Below are 7,997 nucleotides of genomic sequence, written 5' to 3' on the forward strand. Positions count from 1 at the left end.
AAGGTTATTTCCTTTTATTTCGTAACATGGTGAAGCGTCTTTTCAAAATCTTCAAATGGGTCGTGGGTATAGTGATTACACTTATGCTCTTGATCAGTGCTGCGCTTATCATTTTTAAGGATGATATTAAACGCTACGCCATAGAAGAATTGAACCTTCACCTAAATAAACAACTCCACGTTAGTTATATCGATGTAACGCTTTGGAAAACCTTCCCTTCGCTTTCCTTAGACTTTGATGATGTATTGATACACGACAAGTTTGGAGAAGAACAAAAACTAGACACCACCCTTTACGCTAAAAAGTTGAGTTTACGTTTTAATCCTATGGACTTTTTAGAAAGTAACTATACGGTTAAAAGCATTGTTTTGAAACAAGGAATTCTCAACCTAAAGGTAGATGATCAAAACAGAGTGAACTATGATTTGCTTAAACCAACGGAGGGTGAAAGTTCTGATAATTTTGAATTCTCTCTTGAGAAAATTAAACTAGACGATACTGACTTTTCGTATGAAAACGAAATGACCAAGCAGTACTATGCTTCGCATTTAGATCAACTTAATTTATCAGGAGAATTTAGCGCTACCAAGTATACCATGCAGGCAGAAACGGATATGTTAGTAAAACAGATCAAACGTGAAGCCTTGACTTTGATTAGAGACAAGCGTGCTAACTGTAAGATAGACATCTCCATGAACACCGAGGAGAATATTTTCGAGATTGTAAATGCAGACGTAAAAATACAGAACCTTCCCTTCCATGTTGCAGGTAAAGTAAGTGCAGACAGTATACTCTTCGCCATCAATGCTGAAAAACTTAACTTAACAGATGTAGCTAACAATTTCACCTTAGCTCAACTTAATGCTGTTAAAGAACTCAATGGAAACGGTGATGTGAGCTTTGATTTACAGTTGAAAGGGTTAAATAAAACCGAGGCGAACTTGAATATAGATGCAGGGTTTACCATACACAACGGTAGCTTGGCTAACAATACATTTAGTTTATCAAATATTGATGCACGTGGAAAATATAGCAGTGATGCTAAAGGGAGTGAACTGGAATTGGAAAAACTACACTTCTTATCTTCCGGAAGTGCTTTTGATGCTCAATTAAAAATTAGTGATTTCGACAAACCACTTATTCGAGGAAATGCCAAAGGTGCCATTAATCTAGCAGCTGTGCATACCCTATTCGGACCTTTTGGATTACAAAACCTAGAAGGTAATATTGATGTGAATAGCGCCTTTAACCTGCGCATGAACAATCCCGTATACAACCCTAAAGATCTAAGCATTTATGCACTAAAGGGAAACATCCATCTGAAGAATATTACAGCCCAGTTCTTAAATGATACGCGAGTTTTTCAGAATATCAACGGTGAAATTGGAGTCCGAAACGAAGAAGCTATTATCAAAAATCTATTCTTAACCACGGGTGAATCTGATTTTAATATTAGCGGGGAACTCAACAACATAGCTGGGTACTTTAAAGGGACAGAAACCTTATTTATAGATGCATATACGCGTTGTAAGAAAATAAATGTTGATGATTTTTCTTCTACGGGAGGAAGTATGACAGAAGCCAGCAGAAGTTGGCTACTTCCTACAAAAATCAAAGGGAACGTAACCTTGAATGCAACAGAAATAAAGTACGGTGGTCATACCTATGCAAACATTACCACACGCATGCGCTTAACAGATAGGTCTTTAGAATTTTCTCATTTGAAAGGTCGAAATGCTGGTGCGGATATTACTGGAAATGTACTGGTGACCGAGAAAAATCCATCTGTACTAACAGTTGCTACCGACCTCGCCTCTAACAACATACGCTTCGCCCCTTTATTTAAAGAATGGAACAATTTCGAACAAACGGTTATCGCAGCAGAAAACATTCAGGGAATTGCTAAAATCAAATTGAAATTTACGGCACCTTTCGACCTCATCACAGGGTTAAATAAAGAAGCGATTGCAAGCACCTTAGACATAGAAATTGAAGATGGAGCCCTGTACAACGTAGAAACCTTTAAAGAAATTACAGCAAGTATAAAATCGACTTCTGCAACTCTGCTTATTTCTCCACAAAAAATCAATGCTTTTGAGGCTAAATTATTGAATTTGAAATTCAATAAAATGAGTAACCAAGTGATTATAAGAGATGGTAAACTGTATATACCCGAGATGAAAATTGAAAGTAATGCCTTGGATGTTTTAGTGTCGGGTGAGCATAGTTTTGACAACGATATTGACTATCACTTCGACTTTAGATTTAGAGAAATTAAAGGTAAAAACAAACAAACAGAATTCGGTGAAATTGTTGATGATGGAACTGGGTTCAGGGTTTACCTACGTATGTTTGGAAATATAGACGACCCTTCTTATGCCTGGGACAAAGAGGCACAGAAAAAAGACAGGGAAGAAAAACGTCAAGAAGAAATTAATACGGCTAAATCTATATTGAAATCTGGTTTTGGTATAAATAAAAAGGATACCACCGTTCTTGAATACACTGTGGATGAAGGACCGAAAGAAGAAATCACTTTAAGTTTTGATAGTGATACCTTGGCCCCACCTGCAGAGCAAGAGGAAGAAAAGAAAAAATCTAAATTCCAATTGAAGCTCGAAAAATTGAAAGAGCAAAACGAGAAAGAAAACGAAGTAGAATTTCAGATTGGTCAATAAAATAATCTGACTACTTTCATGCTATAAATATTCACCTTGGCAAAACAGCTTTTCATACGTAAATATCGCTGGACTTCTGGCGTAGCTCTCCTTATACTCCTCAGTGTAATTACGGCAATCCTTAGTCAAGCCAAATGGAAAAATGAACTTGGCTATGCCTTTACAGATGCCAAGGGATACTATAGTTATTTGCCTGCTGCCTTCATTCATCATTCTTTCGCTTTAGACACGGAAGAGAAAGTGAAGTATGCTTCTTTTAAGAAAACCGATGATGGAAAACCCTTTATCAAATACACCATGGGTAACGCCTTTTGCTACCTCCCCGGTTTTTTGATGGCTCATGGCGTAGCTTCTATATCTTCTTATGAGAGCAATGGCTATACCCTTCCCTATCAAATCGCATTCATTACAACAGCGCTACTTTTTCTTTTCCTATCCTTACGGTTGGCTGTTAAAATATTATCGCGCTTCTATGATGATAAAACAATCGCTCTTACTTTTTTCTTAGTGTTCCTAGGGACAAACTATTTTCATTACGCCACAAGCTATTTAAGTTACTCTCACATCTACAGCTTCTATTTTATACTGCTGTTTTTAGAGAGAAGTTGGAGGGTATTGGAACGTTTTACTTGGAAGAATAGCCTCTATGCAGGTCTAGCATTTGGCATGATGACTTTGATTAGACCCGTAGATGGTGTCTTCTTGATTTTCCCAATTATTTATGGCGTAAGCAATATAGATACGTTTAAAAAACGTATAAACTATATATTGAGCCATATCCCACAAGTACTTTTCTTTTTACTTACAGCGGTTATTGTGTGGGTTCCACAACTCATGTACAATTACAGTGTATTCGAAAAAATAACCATCAACAGTTACAAGGGAGAAAAATTCTATTTCCTAGATCCTGAAATTTGGAATGCCCTTTTCAGTTTTAATAATGGCTGGTTGATTTATACTCCCTTGATGATTTTCGGTATTATAGGTTGTTTCATCCTCTTGAAGAAGAAAGAATATTCATGGCTTATACTCACCCTAATTTACATTTATGTTATTAGCTCTTGGTGGTGTTGGTGGTACGTCGGCTTTGGGAATAGAGCCTTTGTCAACTTAAGTGCATTTCTGCTTCTGCCCCTTTCGAGCTGCATAGCGTACATACGCTCGCGCAAACGATTGTACTACCCTTTCTTTATACTCTTGCTTTTAGGGGTTGTTCTCAACCAATTTCAAACCTATCAATTTGAAAAAGATGCTTTGCGTTACGAGGCCATGACACCAGAAAGTTACCTCCACTCTTTTGGTACGCTTCATCCCACTTTCGAATTTTTCGACTTATTAGAAAAATACGATACACAATATGCCAAAGAAGGTAAAAATGTATTGCACGTATGGAACTATGATACTTTGGCTGTTTTAACACCTTCTGAGTTACAAGGTGCAGAACTTGGGAACCAAGACATGTACAAGGGTAGCTTTAAGTTTAAAATACCTGAAGCGAACTCTTTTATTATCTGCGCAGAAAGTGATGAGACACTAGAAAATCTCTCGCTTTATTTAAAATTGTTGGACAGTACAGGTCAAGTAAAAGACGGGTATGGAAAGGTAAATACGAAATCGCTAGGGAATGCCCGAATCCAACAACGCATGTATTACCGTTTTAGATATGGCGTGAACGAAAAGGATAGTTTACAGTTCTTCTTTTTCAACAAAAAACTAGAGGAAGGAAAGGTGCATGAATTAAAAATTTACGCCTTACATGCCAAGGATAGTTTAGTCTTTGAAGAAAGCGTAGATGAGTAATTCTCTGGTAGGGATAGGAAAGGAAACCCCGCAGTTTAGAAAGGTTTTGAAACACGTTGCAGCAAAGCGACCTTAGGAGCCTTGCATGCAGCGCTTGTTGAACACCGTTATAAAAAAGGAGTTGTAATGTATAGCCCGTTTAACCAGCCAAAAAAAACCGCTTCCTTATAAGAAAGCGGTTCAAAAGATTTTACATCATATAGATTTCTCGACTCCGCTCGAAAACCTAGCTGAAATCGTAAACCATTTATTTAAATTTATGGAAGCTCTGTATATCCCATATTGTACAGCGTAAAGGCGTAAATATCCGCCCATTGCTCTATGGTTTTACTTACCGGTGTTCCTGCTCCGTGACCCGCATTAGTTTCTATACGAATTAACACAGGGTTTTCACCACTTTGCTTGTCTTGTAACTCTGCCGCAAACTTGAAACTGTGCGCCGGAACTACTCTATCGTCGTGATCTCCCGTTGTTATTAATGTAGCTGGATATTCAGAACCTTTGACCACATTGTGCACGGGTGAGTAATTCAACAAGTAATTGAACATTTCTTCACTTTGCTCTGAAGTTCCATAGTCGTAAGCCCAACCTGCACCTGCAGTAAAAGTGTGGTAACGCAACATATCTAACACCCCAACACCTGGCAATGCTACCTTCATTAAATTAGGACGTTGAGTCATGGTAGCACCTACCAATAAACCACCATTCGAACGACCGCTAATTGCTAAATAATCTGAAGAAGTATACTTGCTATCGATCAGGAATTCTGCTGCAGCGATGAAATCATCGAACACATTTTGTTTTTGCATTTGCGTACCTGCGTCGTGCCATTTTTTACCGTATTCTCCACCTCCTCTAAGGTTAGCTACAGCATATACTCCACCCATATCTAACCAAGCCGCATTTGTAATACTGAAAGAAGGTGTTAAACTGATATTGAAACCTCCGTATCCGTAAAGGATGGTTGGATTTTTACCGTTCATTTCAACTCCTTTTTTGTGGGTAATGATCATTGGTACTTTGGTACCGTCTTTTGAAGTATAAAATACTTGCTCACTTACATAGTCATCCGAATTGAAATCTACCTTTGGTTTTTTGTAAACCTCAGAAGTTCCATCTTTTGGGTTAAAGGCAAAGCTGGTTCCCGGTGTTTTGTAATTAGAGAAAGAGTAGTACAATACTTCAGCCTCTTTTTTACCTCCGAAACCACCTGCAGTTCCTAAACCTGGTAACTCAATTTCTCTAATTTCTTTCCCGTCGTAATCGTATTGTTTTACTTGAGAAACAGCATCTACCATATACTTGGTAAAGATGTATCCTGCTCCTGTAGAAACACTCAATACATTTTCTGTTTCTGGGATAAAGTCAACCCAGTTTTCGCTTGCTGGATGGTTGGCATTTACTGTAACCACTTTTTTATTTGGTGCTCCCATGTTGGTAACGATGTATAACAAAGAATCTCTGTTATCCATTACGTAAGAATCATTATCGAAATGATCTACCATGGTCACCAAAGGCGCATCTTTTACCGTCAAATCTTTCATGAACAATTTGTTTCCTGAAGTAGATTCTTGACAAGAGATGAATAGGTATCTGTCGTCTTCTGAAACCTCCGCTCCTACATATCTGTATTTCTCACCTTCGTTTCCTCCGAAAATCAATTGATCTTGCGCTTGCGGCGTACCTAGCTTGTGGTAGTACACTTTGTGGTGATCTGTCTTAGCAGAAAGTTCACTTCCTTTTGGCTTGTCGTAAGAAGAGTAGTAAAATCCTTCATTTCCTAACCAAGAAATACCGCTGAATTTCACATCAACAATTGTATCTTCTATAATATCTTTAGAAGCAACATCAATCACGATAACCTTACGCCAATCACTTCCGCCTTCTGAGATAGAATAGGCCAATTTCTCTCCGTTTTTAGAGAAACTTAAACCACCTAAAGACGTTGTTCCATCCTCACTAAATTTGTTAGGGTCTAAGAATAACTCGTCTTCTCCTTCTTCGTTTACTTTGTAGATTGCGTATTGATTTTGCAGTCCGTTATTCTTATAGTAATACGTGTTCTCACCTTCTTTAAACGGTGAACCAATTTTCTCGTAATTCCACAATTCTTCCAGACGTTTTTTGATTTTGTCTTTGAAAGGAATTTCGTTCAAGTAAGCAAAAGTGTGTTCATTTTGTGCTTTCACCCATTCCGCGGTTTCGGTACTCATATCATCCTCTAACCAACGGTAAGGATCTCTAACAGTTGTACCGAAATACGTATCGGCACTATCTACTTTTTTAGTTTCTGGATACTGCATAGATGATGTTTCTTCCTTAGGTTTTTCGGGTTGCTCACATGCAAATAGTGTAAGCAAGGCCAATGAACCTAGTAGTCTTTTCTTCATAATCATAAGTTTTATAGTCGGACTAAAATAAGCAAAGAAGTAAGAAGTGGAGGTGTAAAAAGGTTGAGTGGTTTATTTACTATCACGCGATGCTCTCTATAGTTTTCGGGACACACGATAGCTGAGGGATTTAATTAGACAAAGTATCTCCACAAAAATTAAACTCCTCTAAAAGTATATTTTCAATTTCTGAATTCGAACTATAATTATATGTACCATCCGGACTATACGTTTGAACATCAGTTGTACAATTGTTTACAGTATCAATTGTTAAATAAACATCCTCTTTTTTAGAAGATATCTTATAATATGCAACTTCCTTTTCTTCAGCTAAATACTCACCTGGGTATTCTACTATGCTAATTACTTTCACTTTGTATTTAGAAGATGAATCCTGCTCCTCAAGAATTTCTCTAATTTTATTTGCATTTACATCCTTTGTCCTCAGCATAGAGCAAGAATAAAGCATAATAAATACCAATAGCATTTTTATAAAGATTCTATACGGAATAATCTGTGATTTCAAGGTCATTGTTAAATGACGAAAATATACCAAAAAAAATCCCATTTTCTCCCCTCACTTCAGTACCTCATAAATTATCATCTTAAAATCAGGACAAGGCACGAGCCACTTCTGACTTATCACTAATCTCTCTGCACTATTTAATAAACCCATTCTTATCACTACTTTTGCGGCATGATAAATTTGGATAATCTTGGTGTTCACCTTCCTCAGGGGTATTTGTTTAACGAAATTAGTTTACAAATCAACAAAGGAGATAAAATCGGTTTGGTTGGAAAAAACGGAGCGGGTAAATCTACTTTATTGAAATTAATTGCGGGGTGGGACAAGCCTTCTGAAGGTAGAATTCACAAGCCCAAAGATTGTACAGTTGGTTTCTTAACACAGGATATAGAAATCGACACCAACAAAACGGTGTTTGATTACCTAAAGTTTTCCAATGAAACCTTAAATCATATCCGTACCAAATTAGACGATATTAATGACCAATTGACCACAAGAACGGATTACGAAAGTGATTCTTACTTGCAGTTGTTGGATGATTTGAACGATTACAATACGCAGTTCTCTTTACACGAAGGTTTTCAATGGGAAGAGAAAATCATG

The 7,997-nt window shown here is 37.4% G+C and carries 5 protein-coding genes; 3 read left to right on the forward strand and 2 right to left on the reverse strand.

Translation table 11 applies throughout. The annotated features are described in order from the left end of the window. Nucleotides 1-26 precede the first annotated feature (26 nt). Together AC22ZQ_RS01515 and AC22ZQ_RS01520 are read left to right on the forward strand one after the other, a co-directional pair. Nucleotides 27-2,678, forward strand: coding sequence for an AsmA-like C-terminal region-containing protein (locus AC22ZQ_RS01515; RefSeq protein WP_318956808.1), 2,652 nt, complete (start codon nt 27-29; stop codon nt 2,676-2,678). A gap of 36 nt (nt 2,679-2,714) precedes the next feature. Continuing rightward, nucleotides 2,715-4,478: a hypothetical protein gene (locus AC22ZQ_RS01520; protein WP_318956809.1), complete on the forward strand. Its 1,764-nt coding sequence runs from the start codon at nt 2,715-2,717 to the stop codon at nt 4,476-4,478. A gap of 257 nt (nt 4,479-4,735) precedes the next feature. Here the strand turns inward: AC22ZQ_RS01520 and AC22ZQ_RS01525 are convergent, their stop codons facing one another. Beyond that, nucleotides 4,736-6,868: a prolyl oligopeptidase family serine peptidase gene (locus AC22ZQ_RS01525; RefSeq protein WP_318956810.1), complete on the reverse strand. Its 2,133-nt coding sequence runs from the start codon at nt 6,866-6,868 to the stop codon at nt 4,736-4,738. A gap of 130 nt (nt 6,869-6,998) precedes the next feature. Further along, nucleotides 6,999-7,319: a hypothetical protein gene (locus tag AC22ZQ_RS01530; RefSeq protein ID WP_318956811.1), complete on the reverse strand. Its 321-nt coding sequence runs from the start codon at nt 7,317-7,319 to the stop codon at nt 6,999-7,001. Nucleotides 7,320-7,565: 246 nt separating this feature from the next. Between AC22ZQ_RS01530 and AC22ZQ_RS01535 the strand changes: the two genes are divergently transcribed. Next, nucleotides 7,566-7,997: ATP-binding cassette domain-containing protein (locus AC22ZQ_RS01535; protein WP_318956812.1), on the forward strand; the 432-nt coding region annotated here is incomplete at its 3' end.

This window comes from Lishizhenia sp. (assembly GCF_057456495.1).

What these genes read in the sequence shown, in the direction of transcription:
- AC22ZQ_RS01515 (WP_318956808.1), top strand. Translation starts at nt 27, where the DNA reads ATGGTGAAGCGTCTTTTCAAAATCTTCAAATGGGTCGTGGGTATAGTG.
- AC22ZQ_RS01525 (WP_318956810.1), bottom strand. Translation starts at nt 6,868, where the DNA reads ATGAAGAAAAGACTACTAGGTTCATTGGCCTTGCTTACACTATTTGCA.
- AC22ZQ_RS01530 (WP_318956811.1), bottom strand. Translation starts at nt 7,319, where the DNA reads ATGCTGAGGACAAAGGATGTAAATGCAAATAAAATTAGAGAAATTCTT.